Source organism: Sphingomonas immobilis (assembly GCF_030580995.1).
GTDB lineage: Bacteria > Pseudomonadota > Alphaproteobacteria > Sphingomonadales > Sphingomonadaceae > Sphingomonas > Sphingomonas immobilis.
Genome location: NZ_JAUQSZ010000006.1, coordinates 129,597 through 154,723, shown reverse-complemented (window position 1 = coordinate 154,723; position 25,127 = coordinate 129,597). Strand labels below are relative to the sequence as shown.

At 67.6% G+C, this 25,127-nt stretch carries 24 protein-coding genes; 14 read left to right on the top strand and 10 right to left on the bottom strand.

The features are described from left to right. Positions 1-8: 8 nt before the first annotated feature. From Q5H94_RS10485 to Q5H94_RS10470, 4 genes are all read left to right on the top strand, one after another. Positions 9-1,622, top strand: a complete 1,614-nt coding sequence (locus Q5H94_RS10485; RefSeq protein WP_304561212.1) for a phosphoenolpyruvate carboxykinase — start codon at positions 9-11, stop codon at positions 1,620-1,622. A gap of 43 nt (positions 1,623-1,665) precedes the next feature. Next, positions 1,666-2,115, top strand: a complete 450-nt coding sequence (locus Q5H94_RS10480; protein ID WP_304561211.1) for a hypothetical protein — start codon at positions 1,666-1,668, stop codon at positions 2,113-2,115. Positions 2,116-2,181: 66 nt separating this feature from the next. Further along, positions 2,182-2,499, top strand: a complete 318-nt coding sequence (locus Q5H94_RS10475) for a hypothetical protein (protein WP_304561210.1) — start codon at positions 2,182-2,184, stop codon at positions 2,497-2,499. A gap of 2 nt (positions 2,500-2,501) precedes the next feature. After that, positions 2,502-3,179 (top strand): hypothetical protein, encoded by a 678-nt coding sequence (locus tag Q5H94_RS10470; protein WP_304561209.1) that lies wholly within the window; start codon positions 2,502-2,504, stop codon positions 3,177-3,179. Positions 3,180-3,182: 3 nt separating this feature from the next. Here the strand turns inward: Q5H94_RS10470 and Q5H94_RS10465 are convergent, their stop codons facing one another. Beyond that, complete coding sequence (locus Q5H94_RS10465; protein ID WP_304561208.1) at positions 3,183-3,635, bottom strand: NfeD family protein; 453 nt, start codon at positions 3,633-3,635, stop codon at positions 3,183-3,185. Beyond that, entirely contained in the window at positions 3,632-4,603 is a 972-nt protein-coding gene (locus Q5H94_RS10460) for an SPFH domain-containing protein (protein ID WP_304561207.1), read from the bottom strand. The genes Q5H94_RS10465 and Q5H94_RS10460 overlap by 4 nt, the downstream gene beginning before the upstream one ends. A 153-nt stretch (positions 4,604-4,756) precedes the next feature. On the opposite strand from Q5H94_RS10460, the gene guaB reads away from it, so the two are divergent. The 3 genes from guaB to Q5H94_RS10445 are packed head-to-tail and all read left to right on the top strand — an operon-like array spanning position 4,757 to position 7,992. Continuing rightward, positions 4,757-6,214 carry an IMP dehydrogenase gene (gene guaB, locus Q5H94_RS10455; RefSeq protein ID WP_304561206.1) on the top strand — a complete coding sequence of 486 codons (1,458 nt, stop codon included), beginning with the start codon at positions 4,757-4,759 and terminating at the stop codon, positions 6,212-6,214. 15 nt (positions 6,215-6,229) lie between these two features. Beyond that, positions 6,230-7,444, top strand: a complete 1,215-nt coding sequence (locus tag Q5H94_RS10450) for an RsmB/NOP family class I SAM-dependent RNA methyltransferase (RefSeq protein WP_304561205.1) — start codon at positions 6,230-6,232, stop codon at positions 7,442-7,444. 44 nt (positions 7,445-7,488) lie between these two features. Beyond that, the gene (locus Q5H94_RS10445; protein WP_304561204.1) at positions 7,489-7,992 is read left to right on the top strand and encodes a tetratricopeptide repeat protein; all 504 of its coding nucleotides are present in this window, start codon (positions 7,489-7,491) and stop codon (positions 7,990-7,992) included. Here the strand turns inward: Q5H94_RS10445 and rsmA are convergent. From rsmA to Q5H94_RS10425, 4 genes are all read right to left on the bottom strand, one after another. Further along, on the bottom strand, positions 7,989-8,807 hold the full coding sequence (gene rsmA / locus Q5H94_RS10440) for a 16S rRNA (adenine(1518)-N(6)/adenine(1519)-N(6))-dimethyltransferase RsmA (RefSeq protein ID WP_304561203.1): 819 nt from the start codon (positions 8,805-8,807) through the stop codon (positions 7,989-7,991). The genes Q5H94_RS10445 and rsmA overlap by 4 nt on opposite strands. A gap of 10 nt (positions 8,808-8,817) precedes the next feature. Then, positions 8,818-9,816 (bottom strand): 4-hydroxythreonine-4-phosphate dehydrogenase PdxA, encoded by a 999-nt coding sequence (gene pdxA, locus Q5H94_RS10435; protein WP_304561202.1) that lies wholly within the window; start codon positions 9,814-9,816, stop codon positions 8,818-8,820. A gap of 16 nt (positions 9,817-9,832) precedes the next feature. Continuing rightward, complete coding sequence (locus tag Q5H94_RS10430; protein WP_431312156.1) at positions 9,833-11,209, bottom strand: peptidylprolyl isomerase; 1,377 nt, start codon at positions 11,207-11,209, stop codon at positions 9,833-9,835. A 69-nt stretch (positions 11,210-11,278) separates the two neighbouring features. Then, positions 11,279-13,519: an LPS-assembly protein LptD gene (locus Q5H94_RS10425; protein ID WP_304561200.1), complete on the bottom strand. Its 2,241-nt coding sequence runs from the start codon at positions 13,517-13,519 to the stop codon at positions 11,279-11,281. A 170-nt stretch (positions 13,520-13,689) separates the two neighbouring features. Here Q5H94_RS10425 and Q5H94_RS10420 point away from each other — a divergent pair, with 170 nt between their 5' ends. The 3 genes from Q5H94_RS10420 to ndk all read left to right on the top strand — a co-directional run bounded on the left by Q5H94_RS10420 (position 13,690) and on the right by ndk (position 16,383). Continuing rightward, positions 13,690-15,162, top strand: coding sequence for a leucyl aminopeptidase (locus Q5H94_RS10420; protein ID WP_304561199.1), 1,473 nt, complete (start codon positions 13,690-13,692; stop codon positions 15,160-15,162). Between the two features lie 160 nt (positions 15,163-15,322). Beyond that, positions 15,323-15,763 carry a DNA polymerase III subunit chi gene (locus tag Q5H94_RS10415; protein ID WP_304561198.1) on the top strand — a complete coding sequence of 147 codons (441 nt, stop codon included), beginning with the start codon at positions 15,323-15,325 and terminating at the stop codon, positions 15,761-15,763. A gap of 197 nt (positions 15,764-15,960) precedes the next feature. Then, positions 15,961-16,383, top strand: a complete 423-nt coding sequence (gene ndk, locus Q5H94_RS10410) for a nucleoside-diphosphate kinase (RefSeq protein WP_304561197.1) — start codon at positions 15,961-15,963, stop codon at positions 16,381-16,383. A 205-nt stretch (positions 16,384-16,588) separates the two neighbouring features. Here ndk and Q5H94_RS10405 read toward each other — a convergent pair whose 3' ends face one another. The 4 genes from Q5H94_RS10405 to purM form a co-directional block, all read right to left on the bottom strand. Then, positions 16,589-17,212, bottom strand: coding sequence for a hypothetical protein (locus Q5H94_RS10405; RefSeq protein ID WP_304561196.1), 624 nt, complete (start codon positions 17,210-17,212; stop codon positions 16,589-16,591). Further along, a complete protein-coding gene (locus tag Q5H94_RS10400) occupies positions 17,209-17,586 on the bottom strand; it encodes an MmcQ/YjbR family DNA-binding protein (protein WP_304561195.1) in 378 nt (125 codons plus the stop codon). Before Q5H94_RS10400 ends, Q5H94_RS10405 begins: the two co-directional genes overlap by 4 nt. Next, positions 17,583-18,101: a phosphoribosylglycinamide formyltransferase gene (gene purN / locus Q5H94_RS10395; protein WP_431312160.1), complete on the bottom strand. Its 519-nt coding sequence runs from the start codon at positions 18,099-18,101 to the stop codon at positions 17,583-17,585. Before purN ends, Q5H94_RS10400 begins: the two co-directional genes overlap by 4 nt. 128 nt (positions 18,102-18,229) lie before the next feature. Beyond that, a complete protein-coding gene (gene purM / locus Q5H94_RS10390; protein ID WP_304561193.1) occupies positions 18,230-19,327 on the bottom strand; it encodes a phosphoribosylformylglycinamidine cyclo-ligase in 1,098 nt (365 codons plus the stop codon). A gap of 64 nt (positions 19,328-19,391) precedes the next feature. Between purM and Q5H94_RS10385 the strand changes: the two genes are divergently transcribed. Genes Q5H94_RS10385 through Q5H94_RS10370 form a run of 4 tightly spaced genes read left to right on the top strand, consistent with a single transcriptional unit; the run spans position 19,392 to position 24,933 of the window. Next, complete coding sequence (locus tag Q5H94_RS10385) at positions 19,392-20,627, top strand: heavy-metal-associated domain-containing protein (protein WP_304561192.1); 1,236 nt, start codon at positions 19,392-19,394, stop codon at positions 20,625-20,627. Next, complete coding sequence (locus tag Q5H94_RS10380; protein WP_304561191.1) at positions 20,624-21,238, top strand: HdaA/DnaA family protein; 615 nt, start codon at positions 20,624-20,626, stop codon at positions 21,236-21,238. The genes Q5H94_RS10385 and Q5H94_RS10380 overlap by 4 nt, the downstream gene beginning before the upstream one ends. Positions 21,239-21,256: 18 nt before the next feature. Further along, complete coding sequence (locus Q5H94_RS10375) at positions 21,257-23,434, top strand: RNA degradosome polyphosphate kinase (RefSeq protein WP_304561190.1); 2,178 nt, start codon at positions 21,257-21,259, stop codon at positions 23,432-23,434. After that, a complete protein-coding gene (locus Q5H94_RS10370) occupies positions 23,431-24,933 on the top strand; it encodes a Ppx/GppA family phosphatase (protein WP_304561189.1) in 1,503 nt (500 codons plus the stop codon). The genes Q5H94_RS10375 and Q5H94_RS10370 overlap by 4 nt, the downstream gene beginning before the upstream one ends. Positions 24,934-25,127: the final 194 nt, after the last annotated feature.

Sequence of the window (25,127 nt, the reverse complement as noted above, 5' to 3'; positions counted from 1 at the left end):
ATTTATTGGTGAGCGAACGCATCCCAGCGGCGGGCCTGGAGGCCCAGGGTATCAAGACCGGTGCCAAGGTGCATTGGAACCTGTTGACGGCGGCCCTGGTCGAACAGGCTGTCGCACGTGGCGAGGGGCGCCTGTCGATCGACGGCGCGCTCGTGGTCGAAACCGGTGCGCATACCGGCCGTTCCGCCAAGGACAAGTTCATCGTCCGCGATGCCGAAACCGAATCGACGGTCTGGTGGGGCGACACCAACAAATCGATCACGCCTGATCAGTTCGCTGCGCTGAAGGAAGATTTCCTCGCTGCCGTCGCCGCCAAGGAGACGCTGTTCGTCCAGGATCTGTTCGGCGGGTCGCAGCCCGAATATCGCGTCCGTGTCCGGGTCATCAACGAGCTGGCGTGGCACAACAGCTTCATCCGTACCCTGCTGGTCCGCCCGGACGAAGCCGATCTCAAGGGCTTCGACCCCGAATACACGATCATCGACCTGCCGAGCTTCCGCGCCGACCCCGCCAAGCACGGCACGCGCGGCGAGACCGTGATCGCGGTCAATTTCACTGAGAAGCTGATCCTGATCGGCGGCACCAAATACGCCGGCGAGATGAAGAAGTCGGTGTTCGGTCTGCTCAACTACAAGCTGCCGCCGATGAAGGTCATGCCGATGCACTGCTCGGCCAATATCGGCCCGAACGGCGATACGGCGGTGTTCTTCGGCCTGTCGGGCACCGGCAAGACGACGCTTTCGGCCGACGCCAGCCGCACGCTGATCGGCGACGACGAGCACGGCTGGTCCGACACGGCGGTCTTCAACTTCGAGGGCGGCTGCTACGCCAAGATGATCAACCTCTCGCCGGAAGCCGAGCCAGAGATCTTCGCGACCACCAAGCGCTTCGGCACGGTGCTCGAGAATGTCGTGATGGACGCCGAGACGCGCCAGCTCGACTTCAACGACAATACGCTCGCCGAGAACAGCCGCGGGTCGTATCCGATCGACTTCATCCCCAATGCCTCGAAAGAGAATATGGGGCCGGTGCCGCAGAACATCATCTTCCTGACCGCCGACGCCTACGGCGTGCTGCCGCCGATCGCGAAGCTGACGCCGGAACAGGCGATGTATCACTTCCTCTCGGGCTACACCGCGCGCGTCGCAGGCACCGAGATCGGCGTGACCGAGCCGACCGCGACCTTCTCGACCTGCTTCGGCGCGCCGTTCATGCCGCGCCACCCGTCGGTCTACGGCAATCTGCTGAAGGAGCGAATCAACAAGGGCGGCGTCGATTGCTGGCTGGTCAACACCGGCTGGTCGGGCGGCAAGGCGACGATGCCGGGCATCAAGCGCATGCCGATCAAGGTGACGCGCGCGCTGCTCAATGCGGCGCTCGACGGCAGCCTGAACGATGCTGAATTCCGCAAGGATCCCAACTTCGGCTTCATGGTGCCGGTCGCGGTCGATGGCGTCCCCGGCAACATGCTCGACCCGCGCGAGGCGTGGGAGAACAAGGCCGAATATGACGTGACCGCCGCCAAGCTGGTCGATGAGTTCGTCGCCAATTTCGCGCAATTCGCCGATCACGTCGACGAGGGCGTCCGCCAATCGGCGCCCAAGTCCACCGCCAACGCCTGACCTGCCCGGTTCCTCGATCGGGCTTCCAGTGAAAGCCCGATCGATGACCGACCTGCCGTACCGTCCGTTCGAAAGCTGCGCCGCCGTCCGCGAGACCGGCGAGCGTTTCCTTGCGCGCACGCTGCCCAAGGAGGAATGGACGCACGAGGCGCATCTATCGACCACGCTGTGGCTGATCCGCGACCGGCCCGATATCGACGTGGACGCGCGCATCGCCGGGCTGATCTCGGCCTACAACGCCTCGGTCGGCGGGGTGAACGACGCGACCCAGGGCTATCACGACACGATCACGCGCTGCTTCATCGCCGGCGTCCGCGCATGTCTGCGCGACCGGCCCGAAGGCGAGCCGCTGGTGGAGGCGGTGAACGCGCTGCTGGCGAGCCCCGCAGGCAGGCGCGACTGGCCGTTGCGCTTCTACAGCGAGGCACGGTTGATGTCGGTTGAGGCTCGGCTCGGTTTCATGGAGCCTGATCTGCAGCCGCTCCCGCGTTAGGGCTTATACCCGTAACGAAACGCCGCTAGGCTTGCCTTTCAGGGACCATCAACGAAGGAAACGCACATGGGATTGCTCGACGGTCTGCTCGGCCAAGTCACTGAGAACGTGGATATCAAGAATCTGGCGGCCAAGGTCGGCATTTCGCCGGAGATTGCCGAGTCGGCGATCCAGGCGCTGGCCCATGCGCATGTCGCGCCGACCGACACCGTCACCACGGCGGCGGAATCGACCGGCCTGCCGGCGGATACGATCCAGCAGATCATCGGCCATATCGGCGGCGAGGGCTCGCTCGCGCAGTTCGCCAGCCTGTTCCACGCCGGCGCTGGCGCGGAAGGCGGCATCGCCGGTGCGCTCGGCGGCCTGTTCGGCGGCAAGGAATAAGGATGCACGCGCGGGCGGACATGCCGCCCGCGCGTTCTCTCGCGGCGATGACCGAGACCGAGCTTTACGACCAGCAGGGTTTTCTCGCGCTTCCGGCGCTGTTCCCGGTCGCGGTACTCGACGCATTTCACCGGCAATTGCGCGCCGACCTCGGTTTTGCCGAGGGGCATGTCGTCAGATATATGGCACCCGACAAGCTGCTGCGCGGCGTGACGGTAAACATTCACGCCGCCGAATATGCCCCGCTCACGACGTTTCACTGGGGGCTGACGCCACGCATGGCGCAGCTTATCGGCCGCGATCTTCTCCCCAGCTTCGCCTTCTTCCGCATCTATCAGCGGGACGAGATCTGCCGCGTTCACGCCGACCGCGTCGAATGCGAACACAGCCTGTCGCTCACCGTCGCGGCGGAGGGGGAGGCGCCCTGGTCACTCTCGCTGGCGACCACTGACGGACCGGATTCGAAGGTGCGCGAGGATTTTGACGACAGACCCTTCGCGTCGGTCCCGATGCGTCCCGGCGACGCGGTGGCCTATCGCGGCATCGATCGCCGCCACGGACGGATCGAACCCAATCCCAATGCCTGGTCGGCGCACCTGTTCCTGCACTGGGTCGATGCCGACGGCCGCTACCGCGACCGGGCGTTCGATCGCGTGCGGCAGCCGACCGTCCCGGTGTGAACGTCAGGCCGGCTCCACCAGCAGCACGTTTCCGTTCGCGCCGGTCACCCGCATCCGCGTCCCGGCAGGCGCATCCGGCCCTTCCGCGTTCCATGCGCCGTCGCCCACCGTCACGCGGCCCGAACCGCCGACGATCGCCTCGCACACCTCGACCTGCTTGCCGATCAGCCGCGCGGTGCGGTCGTTGAGCAACGGATCGCCCGGCATCGCGTGCTTGGCCCGCATGTACCAGCGCCAGCCGATCGCCACCGCCACGGCGGTAAAGCCGCAATAGATCAGCGCCTGCACCAGCACCGGCAACCCCGGCGCGACCAGCACGACGACGCCAGTGACGGCCGCCCCGGCGGCAAGGAAGATCAGGAAGAAGCCCGGCGCCAGCATCTCCGCGATCACGAACAGGATCGCGGCGGCAAACCACAGCGCGCCTTCGGTCCAGAGGACGCCGCCGAGCGTCATTGCGCGCCGCCTTCGAACGGACCCGGCCGGCGCGTCGGCGGCGCGGGCGGGGGCGTCGGGCCGGCGGCGAAGCTCGACTTGGCGAGCTCACCGATGCCGCCGAGCGTGCCCATCAACTGCGTCGCCTCCACCGGGAAGAGGATGGTCTTTGCGTTGGGCGAGGTCGCGAACTGGCTGATCGCCTCGACATATTTCTGCGCGATGAAATAGTTGATCGCCTGCGTCGAGCCGCCTTCGATCGCGTCCGACACCATCTTGGTCGCCGTCGCCTCGGCCTGGGCGGAACGCTCGCGCGCCTCGGCGTCGCGGAAGGCTGCTTCCTTGCGGCCCTCGGCCTCGAGGATCTGCGACTGCTTCAGGCCCTCGGCGCGGTTGATCTCGTTCTGACGCGCGGCCTCCGATTCGAGGATGGTCGCGCGCTTTTCGCGCTCGGCCTTCATCTGGCGCGTCATCGCGTTGACGATGTCGGCGGGCGGGCGGATGTCCTTCAGTTCGACGCGGGTGATCTTGACGCCCCACGCCTCGGTCGCCTGATCGACCACCGCGAGCAGCCGCGCATTGATCTCGTCGCGCTTCGACAGCAATTCGTCGAGGTCCATCGAGCCCATCACGGTGCGCAGGTTCGTCGTCGCGAGCTGCATGATCGCGACGTAGAGGTCGCTCACCTCATAGGCGGCCTTGGCGGCGTCGAGCACCTGGAAGAACACGACGCCGTCGACCGCGACCATCGCATTGTCCTTCGTGATGATCTCCTGTCCCGGAATATCAAGCACCTGCTCCATCATGTTGATCTTACGGCCGACCTGGTCGAAGAACGGGATGATGAAGGTCAGCCCCGGCTGCGCCACGGCGGTGAATTTGCCGAACCGCTCGATCGTGTAGCGATAGCCTTGCCGCACCACCTTCATGCCCATCATCAGATAGATGAAGACCAGTACGACCAGCAGGCCGGCAAGCGTCATCGCCATAGTCAGATCCTCCCCCGAGATATTCCCCCTGCAACTAGCAGATTGCGACGGCGCATGTAATCGCCTTCCCGCGCCCCTAGCGCCAACCGGGGGCGTTGTTTACATGGACCGCCACGACTCGCACCTCCCCAAACGCGCAGGAAACGGCACCTCATGGACATTCGGCTCGGCCTCACTTTCGACGATGTCCTGCTGTACCCGGCCGAGAGCGACGTCGTCCCCAGCCAGACCGACACCGCGACCCGGCTGACGCGCGGTATCGCGCTCGACATTCCGATCCTCTCCTCGGCGATGGACACCGTCACGGAGGCCGACATGGCGATCGTGATGGCGCAGCTCGGCGGCATCGGCGTGCTTCACCGCAACCTCACCGTCGAGGAACAGGTCGCCGCCGTGCGCGCCGTGAAGCGCTTCGAAAGCGGCATGGTGGTCAACCCGATCACGATCGCGCCCGATGCCACGCTGGCGGAGGCGCAGGCGATCATGGGCGCGAACCGGATCAGCGGCATCCCCGTGGTCGAAGCGAGCGGCAAGCTGGTCGGCATCCTCACCAACCGCGACGTGCGTTTCGCGGAGAACCCGCGCCAGCCCGTCTCCGAACTGATGACGCGCGACAATCTCGCCACCGTCTCTCCCGGCGTCACATCGGAAGAAGCGCGCCGCCTCCTCCACCAGCGCCGCATCGAAAAGCTGATCGTGGTCGACGACGCCTATCGCTGCATCGGCCTGATCACGGTCAAGGATATCGAAAAGGCCGTCACCTATCCCAACGCCACCAAGGATTCGACCGGCCGCCTGCGCGTCGCCGCCGCCACCACTGTCGGCGACAAGGGTTTCGCCCGCACCGAGGCGCTGATCGACGCCGAGCTCGATCTCGTCGTGATCGACACCGCGCACGGCCACAACAAGGACGTCGCCCGCGCGGTCGAGCGCGTGAAGAAGCTCTCCAATTCGGTGCAGGTCATCGCCGGCAACGTCGCTACCGGCGAGGCGACACAGGCGCTGATCGATGCGGGGGCGGACGGCATCAAGGTCGGCATCGGGCCGGGCTCGATCTGCACGACGCGCGTGGTCGCCGGCGTCGGCGTGCCGCAGCTCACCGCCGTGATGGACTGCGCCGAAATCGGCCTGAAGGCGGGCGTGCCGGTGATCGCCGACGGCGGCATCCGCACCTCTGGCGATATCGCCAAGGCGCTGGCGGCGGGCGCGTCGGCGGTGATGATCGGGTCGCTGCTGGCAGGCACCGAGGAAGCACCGGGCGAGACCTTTCTGTACCAGGGCCGCGCCTACAAATCCTATCGCGGCATGGGCTCGGTCGGGGCGATGGGGCGCGGTTCGGCCGATCGCTATTTCCAGGGCGACATCAAGGATCAGCTCAAGCTGGTGCCCGAGGGGATCGAGGGGCAGGTCGCCTACAAGGGCCCGGCCAAGGACGTGATCCACCAACTCGTCGGCGGCGTGCGCGCGGCGATGGGTTATACCGGCTCCGCCACCATCGAGGACCTGCAGGCGCGGGCGCGCTTCGTGCAGATCACTGGCGCTGGGCTGCGCGAAAGCCATGTCCACGACGTCGACATCACGCGCGAGGCGCCGAACTATCCGACGCGCTGACGTGGCGGTCGGCCGATGACCCCCGCGTCGCGCGCGCAGGCGGCGATCGAGCTGCTCGACCAGATCATCGCGGCGGCGCGCGAGGGCGGGGCGGCCGCCGACACGCTGATCGCCCGCTATTTCGCGGCGCGTCGCTACGCCGGATCGAAGGACCGGCGCGCGGTGCGGGAGCTCGTGTACGCCGCGATCCGCGAACATGGCGAACTGCCACCATCCGGGCGCGCCGCCATCGCCGGGCTGGCATCGTATGTCGACGCCTTTGCCGATGCGGACTGGCGAAAGGAACTGCCTTGGTTCTCTGCCGATCTCTTCGACGGCAGCGCCCACGGCCCCGCGCCTTTGAGTGCCAACGAAGTCTGGCGTCCGGGCCAGCTCGGAGGCTGGGCGATGTCGCAAGTGCTCGCCGCAGTCGATCACGACGACCGCGAGGCGACCGCGCTTCTGGAACGCGCCCCGCTAGATATCCGCATCAATCGGCAGGTCGCGGGATCGGTCGAGATCTCGGGCGGGGAGGCGATTGCGGGCCTTCCCGATGCGCTGCGCCTGCCGAGCGGCACCAATGTCGAGGGGCTTGACCTCTGGAAGGCGGGCGGGCTCGAGGTGCAGGACGCCGGCAGCCAGATCGTCACCCAGGCCGCCAGGGCGCAGCCGGGACAGCGCATCGTCGATCTCTGCGCAGGCGCGGGCGGCAAGACGCTCGCGCTCGCCGCCGCGATGGAGAACCGCGGCGCGCTGCTCGCCACCGACAGCGACCGCGCGCGCCTGTCGCGACTCGCCCCGCGCGCCGAGCGGGCGGGCGTCTCGATCGTCGAGACGCGCCTGCTCGATCCCAATCGCGAGGCAGAGGCGCTGGCCGACTGGCAGGCGCAGGCCGACGCGGTGCTGATCGACGCGCCCTGCTCGGGCACCGGCACCTGGCGGCGCAACCCGGAGGCGCGCTGGCGGCTCACCCCCGCGCGGCTCGCCAAGCTGGTCGAGACGCAGGCGCGGCTGCTGGAGATCGGCGCGGGGCTGGTGCGGCCGGGCGGCGCGCTCGTCTACATCGTCTGCTCGCTGCTCGATGACGAGGGCGCTGGGCAGGTCGCGCGTTTCCTCGGCGACCATCCCGATTGGTCGGCGGAGCCGCTCTCGCTCCCGGCCGGCACCCCGCACGGCGCGGGCCTGCGCCTCACGCCGCTAAGGGATGATACCGACGGCTTTTTTGTCGCAAGGCTATCGGCACCATGCTAGCCTCGGGCATTGTGCCCAGGATCGTACCCAAGCTGGAGTTGCTCATGCGTTATCTGCCCGTCGCCGCTGCTGCCGCGATGACGATCCTCACCGTGTCCAGCGCGGTGCATGGCCAGCGCCCGGAGGAGGCGATCAACCCGCGCTCGCTGGCGCTGCTCGAAAGCGGGCGGAGCGCGCAGGCGGCAGGCAATCTCGACGGAGCGACCGATGCGTACGAGAGCGCGCTGGTGGTCGATCCGCGCAATCGCGGCGCCTTCATCGGCCTCGCCGAGGTCTCGCGCAGCCGCGGTCTGCCGGGCAAGGCGATCCGCTATTATCGTGAGGCACTGGAATTGCGCGCAGACGACGTGGTCGCGCTCAAGGAGCAGGGCGAGGCGCTGGTCGAGCGCGGCGCGGTCGATCGCGCCAAGGCCAATCTCGCCAAGCTCAAGCAGATCTGCGGCAAGCGTACCTGCACCGAAATCGCGCAGCTCAACGCCGCCATCGTCAAGGGCCCGCCGATCCAGACCGCCGCGGCAGTGCCGCCTGCGGTGCCTGCGAAGAACTAACCCAAAACCCGCGCGATCGCGCAGAACTCCGCAACGCTCAGCGTTTCCGGCCGCCGCGTCGCTTCGATACCGAGCGTCTCTAGCGCCTCGATCGCGCCGGCCACCGACTTCAGGCTCTGCCGCAGCATCTTGCGCCGCTGGCCGAACGCCGCCGCCGTCACCCGCTCCAGCGTGGCCAGCTTGACGCCTTCGGGGGCGTCGGTGGCGAGGATATGCACCACCGCCGACATCACCTTGGGCGGCGGCGTGAAGGCCGAGCGGTGGACGGGCATCGCCAGCTTCGCGCTGCTGCGCCACTGCGACAGGATCGCAAGCCGTCCGTAAGCCTCGTCGTTCGTGCCCGCGACGATGCGGTCGGCGACTTCGCGCTGGAACATCAGCGTCAGGCTCGCCCACCACGGCATCCAATCGGCCTCCAGCCAGCGGATCAGCAGCGCGGTGCCGATATTGTAGGGCAGGTTCGAGACGATATGCGGCTTGCCTGAAAAGAGCGCAGGCGCATCGACCGTGAGCGCATCGTCCTCGATCACGGTGAGCATACCCGGATAGGCTTCACTCAACTCGGCGAGGGCGGGGATGCAACGCCGGTCGCGTTCGATCGCCGTCACCTTCGCCCCCGCCGCCAGCAACGCGCGCGTGAGGCCGCCGGGGCCGGGGCCGATCTCCAGCACCTCCGCGCCTTTGAGATCGCCCGGTATCCGCGCGATCCGCGCCAGCAGTTGCGCATCGAGGAGGAAATTCTGCCCCAGCGCCTTGCTGGCGGCGAGGCCATGCCGCGCGATCACGTCGCGCAGCGGCGGAAGTTCGACCGTCATGCGTGCAAGATCACTGGGCGGCGTAGGCGGCGCGGCGGATCGCGGCCTCGCCCGCCATGCGGATCGCGGCGATCATCGCGCCGGGCTCGGCGATGTTCTTGCCGGCGATGCCGAAGGCGGTGCCGTGATCGGGCGAGGTCCGCACGATCGGCAGGCCGAGCGTGATGTTGACGCCATCGTCGAAATACAGCGTCTTTATCGGGATCAGCGCCTGATCGTGATAGCAGCACATCGCCGCGTCATACGTCACGCGCGCGCGGTCGTGGAACATCGTATCGGCGGCGAAGGGCCCGGTCGCGTCGATGCCTTCCGCCTGCAACAGTTCGATGGCGGGGGTTATGAGCTCGATCTCCTCGCGGCCGATCTTCCCGCTCTCGCCCGCATGGGGGTTGAAACCGGCGAAGGCGATGCGGGGCCGAAGGATGCCGAAATTCTTGATCAGTCCACGCGCCGTCGCGCGCGCTTTCGCGGCGATCAGCTCGACGGTCAGAGCGCCCGCCACCTCGGCAAGCGGGATGTGCGTGGTGATCGGCACGACGCGCAGGCCGGGCCCGGCGAGCATCATCACCGCATTCTCGCGGGCGATGCCGCAGCGTTCGGCGACGAATTCGGTCTGGCCGGGATGGGTGAAGCCGATCTGATAGAGCTGCGCCTTCGATACCGGCCCGGTCACGAGGCCGAGCGCCGCGCCCGACCGCGCCATGCCCGCCGCCACCTCCAGCGAGTGCAAGGCACAGCGCGCGCCGTCGACGTCGGGCGAGCCCGGCGTGATCTCTCCACCATCATCGACCGCGAGGATCGGCAGGCCCTGGTCGAACGCGCCCGCCACTTCGGACGGATCGCCGATGGTGCGGATCGGCCCGTTCCACACCGCCGTCACGGCGCGGGCATCGCCGACCGCGAAGAATGGCGGCAGGTCATGCTCGCGCCGCAGCGCCCATGCCTTGGCAATGATCTCCGGGCCGATCCCGGCCGGGTCGCCCATCGAGATGGCGAGCGGCAAGGTCATGCCCGGAGCATCCCGGTCAGCGATATTCGACCACCGCGTCACGCCGCAGATCGCGAAGCATCTGCTGGGCGCGGCGGTTGACCTTCTGCTGCTCCATCTGGTCGCGAACCTGATCGACCGTGGGCAGCGCGACCGCGCCCTTGGGATCGTCGCGACCGCACAGCACGAGCGCGCGAACGCCGTCCTGCTGCGACCCGAAGGCGGGGGTCGCTTCGCCGACCTGCAGCTTGAGCATGATTTCCTGCAACTGTGCCGGCAGATCGCGAACCTTGACGGCGTCGTTATCGACCACCTCGGCGCCCATTGCCGTCGCGGCACCGGCGACCGCGCCGCAGCCGTGGATTTCCTTGAGCTGCTTGGCGAAGGCGGCGACGCGGGCGTTGGCATCCGCCTGCGTCAGGCCGGCGGCGAACTTCACGCTGATCTGCTTGAGCGACAGCTTGGCGTCGCGCGGATCGGCCTCCAGCACCTTGCGCTTGTCGACCAGATACAGGAGCGAGAAGCCGCCCGGCACCTCGATCGGCCCGGCGAGCTGGCCGACGTTCATCGTCCGCGCCGCTTCTGCCAGGCTGGCTGGCAACGCACCGAGCTGCGCCGAACCGACCCAGCCGAGATCGCCCTGCGTCCCGCGCGTCGTCGCTTCCGAATATTGCGCGTAATATTCGAAGGGCTTGGTGCCCTTCTGGATCTCCTGGATCATCTGCTGCAGGCTCGTATAGGCCTGCTGCGTGCGGTCGGCGGAGCCGGAGACGTAGATTTCCTTGAGGTGATATTCCTCGGTGCCCTGCGACGCCTTCATGCGATCGAGAATGCCCTGCACCTCTTCGTTGCCGACGTTGGCGAGCGGCTCGACGCGGCGGCGCAGAAAGCCGCTCCACGCCAGTTCCGCCTCGATCTGGCGCTTGAGCGAACGCTCCGACGACCCGACCGAGCGCAGATAGGTGCGCATGTCGGCGGGCGTGCGGCCGAAATTGCTGGAGACGCGGGCGAACGCCTGATTGATCTGCTCGGGCGTGATCTTGACGTCGTTGTTCTTGGCTTCCTGGATCTGCAGCGTCTCGTCGATCAGCGAGCGCAGGATCTGCAGCTTGAGCCGGTCCTTGTCCTCCGCCGACAGGTTGAGCTGGTTCGCCGCCGTGACGAGCGCGACGCGCTGATCGACGTCGGTGCCGGTGATGACGTTGTCGTTGACGATCGCCGTCGCCTTGCGGACGTTGGGATCGACCTTGCCGAAGATCTGGAGGTTGGCGGGCAGGTCGAGCGAGGCCGCCGGGGTGGCATTGTCGCTCACCGTCTGTGCCGGAATCGGGGCAGCGCCTGCAAAAGCGGCCAATACAGCGCCGATCGCCGTCACCTTACGAAACTTGCTGTTCACGTGTTTAGATCTTCCCATCCTGCGTGCGAAACGCCCTGCCGCCCGTTCGGCGGTCGCTCTCTTCGCCGATCGCACCTGAACCACCGCTTAGCGGCCCAGATTCTTGAATGCCAGCGTCAACAGGAAGCTGTTGCCGCGCTGCGCGTCGCCGGTGTTCTGGTAATCGCGCTTCCACGTGAGGCCGAGGCGGAGGCAATCGTCCTCATACGCGACGCCGAGGCGGTGGCGCACCGGGCTGAAGCCATCGGCGACCGACAGCGGATCCTCGTCGCGGTTGGTAAGGTCGATCACGGTCGATCCGAATGCCGACCAGAAGCGCGAAATCTGCACCCGCGCCCCGACGCGCGCCTCCTCCCGATCCTGCAAATCCTCGATCGTCGGAGTGATATCCCGATTGAGGCGCAGGTAGCCAAGCAACAAATACGTCCCCCGCGTGCCGATCGTCGCGTCGATCTCGTTGCGGCGCACCGCGAAATTGTCCTTGTCGAGCCGGTAGCGGTGCGTGAGCGAGAAAAGATCGTGGAAGCGGATCTCGGTCCGCCCGACGATATCCGAAAGGCGGTCGCTGAGGCCGGTGCCGTTGAGGAACAGCGTCGGCTGGTTGTCGAGCCGGTAGCTTTGACCCACCGTCGACTGAATCGACAGGCCCGGTAAATCGAGCGCCCAGTCGAGGCCGTAGGTGAAGCGCGTAGAATCCTCCCAGCGGTCGTATCCGGGGAAGCGATTGAGCGCGAACAGGTTCGAATCCTCGAGATCGACCGCGCGCGCATCCTCGTTCGGCACGTCGAGGTTGGTCGTGTGCGGCGAGGCAACGATCTGGAAGCGCGGCGTCAGCCGCTGCGTGCCGCCGAACAGGTTGCCGATGAAAGGCCACTTGATATCGACCGCCAGCGCGCCGATCGCGCGACCGTGGAACCCGTCGAGCCCGCGGTAGCTGGCGATCGCCGTCGTCGCCGAATCGCTGGTATTGTAGATGTCGCCGCGGCCGTAGGCGGTGAAGGTCACTTCCTGGCCCCACGGCGTCAGCTTGCGCAGATCCCAGCGCAGGCTGGCAAAGGCGCGCTGGCTGTCCTGCCCGGCGGTGCGAGTGATGGCGAGGCTGTTGAGCTGCAATTGGAACTTGCCGCCGAGCACGCCGTCATTGAAGCGGCGGCGATAATCGATCTCTGGCAAAGCGAACGGCTGCAGGCCCTGACGGTCGTTGAGGCGCAGCGTCTGCACGTACCAGCCGGTGACGGCGAAATAGCTGTCGCGATCGATCCGCTCGAGGCTGGCGGTCGAGCGCAGGCGGTCGTCGCGCGAAATGTCGTAGCGACGCAGGAAGGTGCGGTCGCTGGCCACGCGCAGCGACCCGCTGATGCTCCACTCCGGCGAAAGCTGGAAGCGCGCGACGCCGTCGACATAGCCGCGCAGCGCGTTCTCCGACGACAAGGCGGTGCCGCCGGTGGTGAGATCGTCGCTGCGGCGGCTGACGGTGACATAGCCGCCGATCTTGTACGCGCCGAGCGACGTCAGCGCGCTGAACTGCGTCTGCAGCATCGGCAGCGCGGCGCTGAATACGCGCGGCGTGACGATGAGGCTGCGATTGGGGCCGAGGGCGAAGTTGTAAGGTGCAGCCAGCGCGAGACCGTTGACGCGATCGTAACGGAAATCGGGTTCGAGTAGGCCGGTCGCGTTGCCGTCGCCGACCGAGTGCGAGAAGGCGGGCAGGGGGAGCGTGGGCAGGCCGAACAGATTGATCTGCGCGCCCTTGTAATAGATGCGCTGCTTGTCGGGCCTGTAGACCACCTTCACGGCGGTGATCTTCCACGACGGCTCCTTCGGACAACCCGAACTGGTGGCGACCGCGCAGGGAGTGTAGGCCGCGTCGTTGAGCGTCACGACCTCATCGAGGCCGCGCGTGCCCTTGCGCGCGGCGAGGCGCCCGCCGCGTTCCAGCACGATTAGCATGTTGTCGACCACGCCGTCCTTCAGCGAATCGGTCAGTTCGATCGAATCGCCGTAGGCCACATCACCGGTCGGGTTGGTGACGGCGATGTTGCCGTTCGCCACCACCTTGCCGGTCTTGCGGTTCCACACGACCTTGTCGGCGCGGAGACGATCGCCAGAACGGTACATGCGGACGTCGCCGGTGGCGGTGACTATATCAGTTTCGTTCTCATATTCGAGCGTGGCGGCGCTGAACTGGACCTGATCGTCGGAAGGGGTCGGATTGGTCGAGGGGGGTGGCGGCTCGGCGACCGGCTTTTGCAGATCCTGCGCGTGGACCGCGCCGGGGCACAAGGCGACGGACAGCGCACAACTGGCGAGTAGGAAGAAACGCTTCACGACGGCACTTTACCCCGGTGTCCGCGCGAAAGGCGGGTGTCCCGGTTGCCCTATCGCATCCGCGAAGCAATGCTGCAACGTCGCCCTTTTGTTGCCGCGTTTTGCCAGCGGCGCGCGGCTGGCCTAGAGATCACCGACTCATTCCAGTTTGATTGCCGAGGCATTTCCCCATGAAGATCGCGTTTTCCGCCGCTGCGCCGGATCCGGCCGGTACGCTCGCCATCACCGTCGAGAAGGACGGCATCGCCAGGCTCGCCTCCGCCACGCTCGACGCGGCATCGGTGGCGGCCGCCGTCGCGGCGGCGCGCGCGAGCCGGTTCGAGGGCGAAGCGGGCGGCGCGATCGAGCTGTTCCTGCCAGCGGCTGGTGATGTGCGGCGCGTGCTGCTGCTCGGCGTCGGATCGGGCAGCGTCGCGGATTACGAGCGCGCGGGCGGCGCGCTGACCGCCAAGCTGCTCACCTCTGGCGTCACCGATGTCGCGGTCGACCTGTCGGGCGCACGGCCGACCGCATCGGCGGTCGCGCGCTTCGCCGCCGCTGCCGCGCAACGTGCGTGGCGTCACGACGTCTATCGCACCAAGCTGCCCGAGAAGCAGAAGCCGACGCTCGCCGCGGTCACGCTGCACGGCGCGCCGGAGGGCAGCGAGGCCGCCTGGGCGAAGCAGGACGCGGTGACGCAGGGTCTGGAGCTGACCCGCACGCTCGTCGCCGAGCCCGCCAACGTCATCTACCCCGAGAGCTTCGTCGCGCGCGTGCTCGCCTCGGTCGAGGGGCTCGGCCTCGAAGTGACCGTGCTGGGCGAGGCGGAGATGCGCGATCTCGGCATGGGCGCGCTGCTCGGCGTGTCGCAGGGCTCGGTGCGCGAGGCGCGGCTGCTCGCGCTCAAATGGAGCGGCGCGGGTGCGGGCGATCCCGCGCTGGCGCTGGTCGGCAAGGGCGTGACCTTCGACACTGGCGGCATCTCGCTGAAGCCGCCCGCCGGCATGGAGGACATGAAGTGGGACATGGGCGGCGCGGGCGCCGTCGTCGGCGCGATGAAGGCGCTCGCCACGCGCAAGGCGAAGGCCAATGTGATCGGCGTCTGCGGCCTGGTCGAGAACATGCCCGACGGCAATGCGCAGCGCCCCGGCGACGTCGTCACCTCGATGTCGGGGCAGACCATCGAGGTGATCAACACCGATGCGGAAGGCCGCCTCGTGCTGTGCGACGTGCTGACCTGGGTGCAGCGCACGCATCACCCCAAGACCATCGTCGATCTCGCGACGCTGACCGGCGCGATGCTGATCAGCCTGGGCAGCGAACATGGCGGCTGCTTCGCCAACGACGATGCGCTGGCCGACCAGTTGCTGGCGGCGGGCAAGGCCTCGGGCGACCTGCTGTGGCGCTTCCCGATGTCGGAGGCGTACAACAAGCTGATCGATTCGCCGATCGCCGACATGAAAAACGTGGGACCGCGCTACGCCGGTTCGATCACGGCGGCGCAGTTCCTGCAGCGCTACATCGATACCGGCGTGCGCTGGTCGCACCTCGACATCGCCGGGATGGTGTGGGCCGACAAGGCCGGATCGACCTTCGACAAGGGCGCGACGGGGTTCGGCGTGCGGTTGCTGGACCGGTTCGTGAGCGATAATTTCGAAGCGTGAGTCTCCCTCTCCCCGCTTGCGGGGAGAGGGTCGGGGAGAGGGGCAGTGCAGATCGCACCGTGAGTAGTCTGCACTGCCCCTCTCCCGACCTCCCCCGGCACAAGGCCGGGGTCGGTCTGCCCTCTCCCCGCAAGCGGGGCGAGGGCGAAGGGGCGACGTAATGCAAGTCGATTTCTACCACCTGACCGTCACCCCGCTCGACCGGGCGCTGCCGCAGATCGCGGAGAAGGTGCTCGGCACGGGCGGCCGCCTGCTTATCGTCACGGAGAGCGAGAGCCAGCGGGCGACGCTCGACCGCCTGCTGTGGACCTACAGCCCGGAAAGTTTCCTGCCCCACGGCGAAGCGGGCGGGGAGGGTGATGCGCGCCAGCCGGTGCTGATCGCCCCGGAGGCAGAGCCCGCCAACGCCGCGCGCAACGTCGCGTTGGTCGATGGCGTGTGGCGCGACGCGGCGCTCGGCTTCGACCGCGCCTTTCACTTCTTCGACGAGGATCGCATCGTCGAGGCCCGCGCCGCCTGGCGGGCGCTGGGCGACAGGGAAGGCGTGGAGCGCCGCTACTGGAAGCAAGGCGAAACGGGGCGCTGGGAGCAGGCGGCTTGATCCTCACCTCCCGTTCGTCCTGAGCGAAGTCGACGGACGTGCCGCAGACGCTGCCGCCCGAAACACGTGCTTCGACTTCGCTCAGCACGAACGGAGGCTAAGACTTCCGCTGGCCTCCGCCCGGCTTGCATCGCCGCGGCCCCGCGACTAGGGGGACGCGACTTTCCTTACCTTTCAGACACAGGAGCTTCACGGTCATGGCCGCGAACCGCACTTTCTCGATCATCAAGCCCGACGCCACGCGCCGCAACCTGACCGGCGCCGTCACCAAGATGCTGGAGGAAGCCGGCCTGCGCGTCGTCGCCTCGAAGCGCATCCACATGACGCGCGAACAGGCCGAGGGCTTCTACGCCGTCCACAAGGAGCGCCCGTTCTTCGGCGAGCTGGTCGAGTTCATGATCTCCGGCCCGGTCGTCGTGCAGGTGCTCGAGGGCGAGAACGCCATGCAGCGCAACCGCGACATCATGGGCGCGACCAACCCGGCGAATGCCGAGCCCGGCACGATCCGCAAGGAAATCGCCGAATCGATCGAGGCGAACTCGGTCCACGGTTCGGACAGCGACGAGAATGCCGCGATCGAAATCGCATACTTCTTCAAGCCGGAAGAGATCGTGGGCTGAGGCGGCGACGGGACTAGCGCAAGCCAGTCCCGAGCTTCAGCCTCGCCCGGCCGGCGGCGCCATAGCGCCGTCCGACGACGCGGCTTTGCCGCGTCGGGCCAGCCAATCAGCCTTCGATACGCCGTTCGTCCCGAGCTTGTCGACGCAATGCCCTTTCTTCGTAGCAAGAAGGGCAGCCCTTCGACAGGCTCAGGGCGAACGCCAGTTATTGGGGCTTGCGGGCCTTCCAGAGTTTGTCGATTCCGGCCTGATCGCCGCCGCCCGCGCGGCGGTTGAAGCCGACGATCTCCAGCGCGCGGGGCCGCAGCGGGCGGCCGTGCGTCTGCCAGACGATCTCCGCCAGCGCGCTCGCCGTCATCGGCGTGTCGAGGGTCATGTAGCTGACCGTCACCAGCACCGGCAGCGTGCCGGTCTGGACGTCGGGCTCGCCGCTGGTCGCCTTGAGCAGCGCGTCTTCGTACCAATCCTTCGGGACGGTCCGTGTCGGCGTCGTCTTCGTGCCGATGCCGAGCGCGGTGGGGAAGGCGATCGTCACGCCGGTCAGCGGGTGATGTTCGTCCTGCGCCAGCGTCAGCGTGCCGTCCTTGGCGACGGTCGCGGCGATTTCGTAGCGAGTCTGCGCCTTGGCCTCGGCGCGCTTTTCGGCCTGCTTGTCGGCGAGGTCGCTGCGCCGGTCGCTCCACGTGAGCCACAGCGACACGCCTGCGATGATAAGGCCCGCCACCGCGACGAATTCGCCGAGGTTGATCCAGCGCCGCCGGGTCGCGGCGGCCTCGGCCTTTGCGACGGCTTCGGTCGCCGCCGCCTGCATCTCGCCGTCGTCGCTCAACGCCCGCCCGCCTCCAGCAAGCGGCGCGGCGCGACCAGTTCCCAGCTATAGGCGATGCGGTCGCCGACGCGGTCCCAGTCGACGTCCTCGCCGTCCAGACGCATCGCCACCCAGCCCGAGGGGCCCATGTAGGGCGGCGAATAATAGAAGGCCGGGTCGCTCTCGATCAGCATCGCCTGCTCGTCGCGGCCGCTCGTCTTGACGATGGCGATGGTCTCGCCGTCGCTGTGATGATTATGCCAGAAATAGGCGAAGAACTTGCCTTTGGTGATGAAGAACCCCGGCGAGCCGTGCGACAGCCGCTCGTCCGCCTCCGGCATGGCGAGCGCGAGATCCCGGACACGGGCTAGAACGGTTTCGGGGTCTGGGCTCATCGCTTCACGAACTCCGACAGAATGCGCGGGTAGAGGCGATGTTCCTCCGCCAGCACGCGCTCCGCAAGGGTTTCGGGCGTGTCGCCGGGCAGGATCGGCACTTCGGCCTGGCCGAGCACTTCGCCGCCGTCGAGCTCCTCGGTGACGACATGGACCGAGCAACCGCCGGCGGCGTCGCCCGCATCGATGGCGCGGGCGTGGGTGTCGAGGCCCTTGTATTTGGGTAGCAGCGAGGGATGGATGTTGAGGATGCGCCCGCGCCACGCCGCGACGAAAGCGTCGGAGAGCAGGCGCATGTAGCCGGCGAGCGCGATGGTTTCGACGCCGGCCGCGCGCAATTTGAGATCAAGTACTTGATGGTACTGCGTTTTGACCTTGCGATCCCACGGAATATGAAGAGTCGATAGCCCCTCCGTCGCGGCCCATTCCAGACCGGCTGCGTCGGCCTTGTCCGAAATGACGATCGCGACCTCGTAGGGACAGTCCGGTTCTCGCGATGCCGCCACCAACGACATCATGTTCGAGCCTCGACCCGAAATGAGAATTGCAACCTTGTGTCTGGCCATTCTTGTTCCCCGGCGAAGGCCGGGGTCCAGTTACGGGCCGGCTCGATACTGGGCCCCGGCCTTCGCCGGGGAACAGGTCAGGTGTGATTGTGTGTCGCGGACCAAGTGTCGCGGCCGCCCCAGGTCTCGGTCGAGCCCGATACCGTGCAGCCGCGTTCCCCGGCTTCGATCCTGCCGATCCGCAGCACGGTCTCCCCGGCCTCGCCCAGCATCGCTGCGACGGCGTCGGCGTCGCCCGCCGCGACGACCACCGCCATGCCGACCCCGCAGTTGAAGGTGCGCGCCATCTCCTCGGGCTCGATCCCGCCCTGCGCCTGCAGGAACGCCATCAGGCGCGGCTGCGGCCAGGCATCGGCATCGACCTGCGCGTGGGTGCCGGCGGGCAGGACGCGCGGGATATTTTCGAGGAGCCCGCCGCCGGTGATGTGCGCGAGGCCCTTGATCTTGCCCGCCTTGAGCGCGGGCAGCAGGCTCTTCACGTAGATCCGCGTCGGCGCCATCAATGCGTCGATCAGCAGCGTTTCCTGATCGAACAGCGCCGGGCGATCGAGCTTCCAGCCCTTGTCCGCCCCCAGCCTGCGCACCAGCGAGAAGCCGTTGGAATGAACCCCCGACGAGGCGAGGCCGAGGATCACGTCGCCCGCCGCGATGTCCTTGCCCGTCAGCACGCGGTCGCGCTCGACCGCGCCGACGCAGAAGCCCGCGAGATCGTAGTCGCCGGGCGCGTACATGCCCGGCATCTCCGCCGTCTCGCCGCCGATCAGCGCGCAGCCGGCCTGTTTGCAGCCCTCCGCGATCGAGGCGATGACGCGCTCCGGCACGTCGCCCTCCAGCTTGGCGGTGGCATAGTAATCGAGGAAGAACAGGGGCTCGGCACCCTGGACGATCAGATCGTTGGCGCACATCGCGACGAGATCCACGCCGACGCCATCGTGGGCATTGTATTCGATCGCGAGCTTGAGCTTGGTGCCCACGCCGTCGTTGGCCGCGACGATCAGCGGATCGGTGAAGCCCGCCGCCTTGAGATCGAAGAAGCCGCCGAAGCCGCCGAGATCGGCATCGGCACCGGGCCGCCGCGTCGCCTTTGCCAGCGGCGCGATCGCCTTGACGAGGGCATTGCCCGCCGCGATCGAAACGCCCGCCTGGGCGTAGGTATAGGGTTCGGTATCGCTCATGCGATCAGCGCCTAGCCACATCGCGCTTGGATTTCCACGCCTGCTTCGCCAAAAGGGCCGCGACATGCCCCCGCGCCGCTTTTCCATTTCGCTCCGCTTGCTGCTTGCAGCGGTGCTCGTCGCCAGCGGCGGGCTGCTGCTGGCGCAGGACGCGGACGTGACGACGCCTTCGATGCAGGACGCGACCGGCAGCTACGAGGTCAGCGGCATTCGCGTCGACGTGACCGGCAAGACCGCCGACGCGGCGCGGCTGGCGGGCTGGCGGATCGCGCAGCGGCAGGGCTGGCTGATGCTCGGCAAGCGGCTGGGCGTGGGCGCGGGGCAGGTTTCTGACGGCACGCTCGATTCGATGGTGACGGGCATCATCGTCGAGAACGAGCAGATCGGGCCGAACCGCTATATCGCCAGGCTCGGCGTGCTGTTCAGCCGGGGGAAGGCGGGCGCGATCCTGGGCGTGGCGGGCGACACGCAGCGGTCGACGCAGATGCTGACGATCCCGATCGAATATTCGGGCGGCGCGGCGATCGCCTTCGAACAGGAGAGCGAGTGGCAGAAGGCGTGGGCGCGCTTCCGCACTGCCAATACCTCGATCGATTATGTCCGGCCGAACGGGACCGGCGGCGACTCGCTGCTGCTCAATCTCGGCCAGGTGACGCGGCCGGGGCGGGCGTGGTGGCGCACGGTGCTCGATCAGTACGGATCGAACGACGTGCTCGTGCCGATCGTGCGGCTGTCGCGGCAATGGCCGGGCGGACCGGTCATCGGCGCGTTCGAGGCGCGGCATGGGCCCGACAGCCGGCTCGTCACGCGCTTCACGCTGCGCGTCAGCAATGGCGACGCGATGGCCGCGCTGCTCGATGAGGGCGTGAAGCGGATCGACGCGGCCTATCAGGCGGAGCTGAGCGCGGGCGGACTCCAGCCCGACAGCAGCCTGGCCTTCTATTCGCCGATCCCGACACCGACGCCGACCGAGACGCCGACCGACCTGCCGACCGATGCCGCCACCGGCGCGATCACGCTGACGCCGGGCGAGTCCACGATGACCAGCATCACCGTGCAGGTCGATACCGCTAGCGCGGGCGCGGTAACGGCGACCGAATCGGCGTTGCGCGGCCTGCCGGGCGTGCGCAGCGCCAACACCACGAGCCTCGCGCTCGGCGGCGTATCGGTGATGCGCGTGACCTTCGATGCCGACCCCGCGCTGTTCCGCGCCGAGCTGGAGGCGCGGGGCTGGACGGTGTCGGGCAGCGGCACGACCTTCCGCATCCGCCGCGCCGGGGCGGAGAGCAATCCGGGGTGAGCGGGCAGCTCGCTTTGCCCTTCGACTGGCCGGCCGATCCGCGCGACGACGAATTCCTTGTGACCGGATCGAACATCCGCGCCGTCCAGCAACTCGAACGCTGGAGTACCTGGCCGGTGATGTCGCTGGTGCTGACGGGGCCGCGCAAGTCCGGCCGCAGCCTGCTGGCGCGCATCTTCGTCGCGAAATCCGGCGGCGAGCTGATCGACGATGCCGAGCGGCAGAGCGAGACGGCGATTTTCCATGCCTGGAACCGCGCGCAGGAGGACAGGCGGCCGGTCGTGATCGTCGCCGATGCCGCGCCGCCGGAATGGCCGATCAAGCTGCCCGACCTGCGTTCCCGCCTCGCGGCCAGCCCGACCGTGCGGCTCGGCGCACCCGACGAGGATCTGATGCGCGCGCTGTTCGAGCGGCAGTTCCTGCACCGCCATCTCGATGCACGGCCGGACCTGATCGAATGGCTGGTGAAACGTATCGAGCGCACGCACGTCGCCCTGCTGCGCACGGTCGATCTGCTCGACGAAGCGGCGCTGGAAAGCCGTAAGCGGCTGTCGATTCCGCTCGCCCGCGCGACCCTGGCGCGGGTAGGGCTGGTGGACGCTTCGACTTAACGAATCGGCAGGAGCACCATGACGAGACCGGCCCATATCGCGCATCTCGAAGATGACGACGATCCCTTCGCCGGCGCGGAAGGCAGCGAGCGCTATTTCAACCGCGAGCTGTCGTGGATGGCGTTCAACCGCCGCGTGCTGGAAGAGGCATGCAACCCCGCGCATCCGCTGCTGGAGCGGCTGCGCTTCCTGTCGATCTCGGGATCGAACCTCGACGAGTTCTTCATGGTGCGCGTGGCGGGTCTCAAAGGACAGCAACTCGCGGAGGTCGACCGCCGCTCGGTCGACGGGCTCAACAACAGCCAGCAGCTCGCCATCATCGTCGCCGAGGCCGATCACCTGATCGAGAGCCAGCGCAACGTCTGGCGCGAGCTGCGCCGTCTGCTCGCCGAGACCGGGATCGCCGTGCTGAGTTCTCGCACGATCGACGAATCGCTGACCGTGGAAGAGCTGGCGTGGCTGGAAACGCATTTCCGCGAGCAGATCTTCCCCATCCTGACGCCACAGGCGCTCGATCCCGCGCATCCTTTCCCGTTCATGCCCAACAAGGGGCTGGCGGTGATGTTCGATCTCGTCCGCCTGTCGGACGACCAGCCGATCCGCGAGCTGGTGATGCTGCCCGCGCCAATGCCCCGCTTCGTGCGCGTGCCGGGCGAGACGGCGCGCTACATCGCGGTGGAATCGCTGGTGAAGCGGTTCGCGCCGTTGATCTTCCCCGGCTACCGCGTGCTCGGCGCGGCCGAGTTTCGCGTGTTGCGCGACAGCGATATCGAGATCGAGGAAGAGGCGGAGGATCTGGTCCGGTACTTCGCCAACGCCATCAAGCGGCGCAGGCGCGGGCGGGTGATCCGGCTCGAGCTGGAAAGCGGCATGCCCGAGGTGCTGGGTGCGGTGCTGCGCGACGAGCTGGGTGGATCGGACGCTTTCGTAACGGAGAGCGGCGCTTTCCTGGGCGTGGGCGATCTCGAATCGATCGTCGATGAGGACCGGCCCGATCTCAAGTTTCCGCCCTATTCGCCGCGCTTCCCGGAGCGCATCCGCGAGTTCGACGGCGATTGCTTCGCAGCGATCCGAGCGAAGGACATCGTCGTCCACCATCCCTACGAGACGTTCGAGGTGGTGCTGGCTTTCCTGAAACAGGCGGCGAATGACCCCGATGTCGTCGCGATCAAGCAGACGCTCTACCGCGCGGGCAAGCAGCCGGCCGTCATCAACGCGCTGATCACCGCGGCCGAGGCCGGCAAGTCGGTGACGGCGGTGGTCGAGCTGAAGGCGCGTTTCGACGAGGAGCAGAATCTGCTCTGGGCCTCCGCGCTGGAGCGCGCCGGCGTGCAGGTTGTCTATGGCTTCATCGACTGGAAGACGCACGCCAAGGTATCGATGGTGGTGCGGCGCGAGAGCGGGCAGTACCGCACCTACTGCCATTTCGGGACGGGGAATTACCACCCGATCACCGCCAAGATCTACACCGACCTCAGCTTCTTCACCGCCGATCCCGCGATCGGGCGCGATGCGGCGCAGATGTTCAATTACGTCACCGGCTATGTCGAGCCGGTCAACATGACCGAGGTGAGCCTGTCGCCGCGCGACCTGCGGCCGCGGCTGATGGGGCTGATCGATGCCGAGATCGCCAATGCCAAGGCGGGCAAGCCGGGCTCGATCTGGGCGAAGATGAACTCGGTGGTCGATCCCGCCGTGATCGAGAAGCTCTACGAGGCGAGTGCTGCGGGGGTCGAGATCGACCTCATCATTCGCGGCATCTGCTGCCTGCGGCCGGGCGTGCCGGGGCTGTCCGAGCATATTCGCGTCAAATCCGTGATCGGTCGCTTCCTGGAGCACAGCCGCATCTGGTGCTTCGGCAACGGCAAGGCGCTGCCCAATGACGGGGCGAAGATCTTCATCTCCTCCGCAGACTGGATGCCGCGCAATTTCGACCGGCGGGTCGAATATATGCTGCCGATCGAGAACCGGACGGTCCACGACCAGATCCTCGATCAGGTGATGGTCGCCAACCTGATCGACAACGAGCAGAGCTGGGAACTCCAGCCCAACGGCAGCTATGTGCGGGTCGAACCGGGCGACCGGCCGTTCAACCTGCACCGCTATTTCATGACCAACCCGTCGCTGTCGGGTCGCGGTGCCGCGCTGACGGCGAGCGATGCGGTGCCCAAGCTCTCGTTGCGGCGGCGGTCTTGAGCGAAACTGCCCTCCTGTTGCGCAAAGAGTGGAAGCTGTCCGTTTCAGAACCGCGTACCGCCATTATCGATATTGGCTCCAACTCGATCCGCCTCGTCGTCTATCAGGGCCCGGCGCGGCTGCCGGCGATCCTGTATAACGAGAAGGTGATGGCGGGCCTCGGGCGCGGCATGAGCGAAACCGGGCGGATCGCCCCCGATGCGATGCGGATGGCGGAGGATGCGCTGTCGCGCTTCGCCGCCGTCGCGCGCGAGATGGAGGTGACGACGCTGCGGACCGTCGCCACCGCCGCGGTGCGCGATGCGAGCAACGGCAAGGCCCTGCTCGACATGGCCGATTCGGTCGGGCTCGACGTCCAGCTCCTCTCCGGCGAGGAGGAGGCGATCGGCGCGGGGCTCGGCGTACTCTCCGGCATTCCCGAGGCGGACGGCATCGTCGGCGATCTCGGCGGCGGGAGCCTTGAGTTGATCCGCGTGAGCAAGGGCGAGGTGCACGAGCGCGTGTCCTTCCCGCTCGGCGTGCTGCGCATCGGCGCGGTGCGCGCGAAGGGGCCGGGCGCGCTGGAGCGGCATCTGCTCAAGGCGCTGAACGGCGCGGGCTGGGCGGGGAAGGGCGAGGGCCTGCCGCTCTATCTGGTCGGCGGATCGTGGCGCGCGCTGGCGCGGCTCGACATGCATCTCAAGAGCTATCCGCTGCCGGTGATCCACCAATATGCCATGTCGCGCGGGGCGATCGTGCGGATGGGGCGGACGATCAGCCACGTCAACAAGAGCTGGCTGCGCGCGATCCCCGGCCTGTCTTCGGCGCGCGCGGGGACGCTGGGCGATGCCGCCGCGCTGCTCGCCGCGCTGCTCAAGCATCTCGGACCGGAGCGGACGATCGTTTCCGCCTATGGCCTGCGCGAAGGGCTGCTGTTCCAGGATCTCGACGACGAGACGCGCGCGCAGGATCCGCTGATCGTGGCGGCGCGCGACGAGGGGCGGCGGCACGGCCGCTTCCCGGAGCATGGCGACCTGCTCGACGCCTGGATCGCGCCGCTGTTCGCGAGCGACACGCCGGCGATGGCGCGGCTGCGGATCGCGGCGTGCCACCTTGCCGACGTGGGCTGGCGCGCGAACCCGGAGTTCCGCGCCGAGCGCGGCGTCGAGATCGCGCTGCACGGCAATTGGGTCGGCATCGACGCGCGCGGCCGGGCGCTGATGGCGCAGGCGCTGTTCACCAGCCTGGGCGGCGGCACCGACACGCCCGTGCCGATCCCCGATCTGGCGAGCGCCGCCGACCTGAAGCGCGCGGTCGGCTGGGGCCTGGCGATGCGGCTGGGGCAGCGGATGAGCGGCGGCCTGGCCGGGCCGCTCCAGCGCACGAAGCTGATCGACGACGGTGCCGCGATCCTGTTCCAGGCACCGCCCGAGGACCGGGCGCTGTATAGCGAGGCGGTGGAGCGGCGGCACGCGGCGCTGGCCGGGGTGCTGGGGCGGACGGCGATCTTCGCGGCGTGAGGGCGCGGAAGGTCACACTAAGGTCACACTGATCCGCAGGGTTTTGGCGGGTCCGGTGCTGTGCCGAAGAGCACGCGTGGTTGACACGATTGACACCTGATCGGAAACTATCGGCATCGATCGTTTCCGGAACCGCACCGATTCTGGCGATTTGAAAGAGCGAGCGTCGGGTGTGGCAGAGGCGAGGCGTGTAG